We start from the raw sequence: 2,005 nt of genomic DNA, 5'->3' as shown, positions 1-2,005 counted from the left end.
GTTGCCGGTGAGGCTGGTGAGGGTTTCAGTCGCAGTTTGGGTGTTGCTGTCGTCTTTGGCCGTTGGCACGTCATCGACGATGTTCACGTCCAGCGAGTCGGTGGCCGTGGTGCCGTTACCGTCCACCAAGGTCACGGTAAAGCTTTCGCTCAGGTTGTTGGTGCCGGCGCCGGAGGCGTGGGCTTCGTTGTCGTTCAGGGTGTAGGTGTAAGTCACCACGCCAGTCGCCGGGTTGTACCCGGTGATGGTCAGGGTATTACCCAGGTCGGTGGTAAAGACTTGTGGGAAAGTTGCCGCCACACCGCCGGTCACCACGTTGATGCCGCCTACGGTGAGGGTTTGTACGCCGTCCAGTGCGGTGACGGTAAAGGAGCCGCCCTGGGTCAACGGCGAACTCCCCGGAGCGGAACCGTCCGAGAGCGCTTTTTCGTACAGCGTGACTTCCCCGCCGTCCACTTTCAGGCCATCGATCACCACCGGGTCGTCGTTGTTGTGGACGTTCAGTACTAGATTCGCGGTGCTGGTGTCGCCGTCCTTATCGGTGAAGGTGTAGGTAAAGGTCTCGGTGGCGTTCGTGGTTAGCGCTTTGAATGCAGGATTGTTGGGGTCAAGGGTGTAGGTGTAAGTACCGTTCGCCCCCAGAACCAGGGTGCCGTAGGTGCCGGCAAAAGTACCGCCAGTGATAGGGCCTGCCGATGGGCCAGTGGTTACGCGGTCCGCACCTTGCACGTCGTTGTCCAGCACATTGCCGGTGAGGCTGGTGAGGGTTTCAGTCGCAGTTTGGGTGTTGCTGTCGTCTTTGGCCGTTGGCACGTCATCGACGATGTTCACGTCCAGCGAGTCGGTGGCCGTGGTGCCGTTACCGTCCACCAAGGTCACGGTAAAGCTTTCGCTCAGGTTGTTGGTGCCGGCGCCGGAGGCGTGGGCCTCGTTGTCGTTCAGCGTGTAGGTGTAAGTCACCACGCCAGTCGCCGGGTTGTACCCGGTGATGGTCAGGGTATTACCCAGGTCGGTGGTAAAGACTTGTGGGAAAGTGGCGGCCACACCGCCGGTCACCACGTTGATACCGCCTACGGTGAGGGTTTGTACGCCGTCCAGTGCGGTCACGGTGAAGGAACCACCCTGAGTCAGCGGGCTGCTGCCAGGAGCGGAGCCATCGCCCAGGGCTTTTTCGTACAGCGTGACTTCCCCGCCGTCCACTTTCAGGCCATCGATCACCACCGGGTCGTCGTTGTTGTGGACGTTCAGCACCAAATTCGCGGTGCTCGTATCGCCGTCCTTGTCGGTGAAGGTGTAGGTAAAGGTCTCGGTGGCGTTCGTAGTCAGCGCTTTGAATGCAGGATTGTTGGGGTCAAGGGTGTAGGTATAAGTACCGTTCGCCCCCAAAACCAGGGTGCCGTAGGTGCCGGTGAATGTACCGCCAGTAATGGGGCCGGCCGATGGGCCGGTGGTTACGCGGTCGGCGCCTTGGATGTCGTTGTCCAGCACGTTGCCGGTCAACGACGTCAGCGTCTCGGTGGCGGTTTGGGTGTTGCTGTCGTCTTTGGCCGTTGGCACATCGTCGACGATATTCACGTCCAGCGAATCGGTGGCCGTGGTGCCGTTGCCGTCCACCAAGGTCACGGTAAAGCTTTCGCTCAGGTTGTTGGTGCCGGCGCCGGAGGCATGGGCTTCGTTGTCGTTGAGGGTGTAGGTGTAAGTCACCACGCCTGTAGTCGGGTTGTACCCGGTGATGGTCAGTGTGTTGCCCAGGTCAGTGGTAAACACCTGTGGGAAAGTCGCCGCCACACCGCCAGTCACCACGTTGATACCGCCTACGGTGAGGGTTTGTACCCCGTCCAGTGCGGTCACGGTGAAGGAGCCGCCCTGGGTCAGCGGGCTGCTGCCAGGAGCGGAGCCATCGCTCAGGGCTTTTTCGTACAGCGTCAGTTCACCACCGTCCACTTTCAGGCCATCGATCACCACCGGGTCGTCGTTGTTGTGGACGTTGAGCACTAGGTTCGCG

General features: G+C 60.6%; 1 protein-coding gene. It reads right to left on the bottom strand.

Annotation, left to right across the window (positions count from 1 at the left end):
* Positions 1–2,005 (bottom strand): S-layer family protein (locus CKW13_RS24705; RefSeq protein ID WP_256576507.1); only part of this gene is annotated, 2,005 nt, incomplete at both ends.

Source organism: Pseudomonas sp. Irchel 3E20 (genome assembly GCF_900187645.1).
GTDB lineage: Bacteria > Pseudomonadota > Gammaproteobacteria > Pseudomonadales > Pseudomonadaceae > Aquipseudomonas.
Note: the sequence above shows the minus strand (reverse complement) of the source record. Positions and strands in the feature narration are given on the sequence as shown.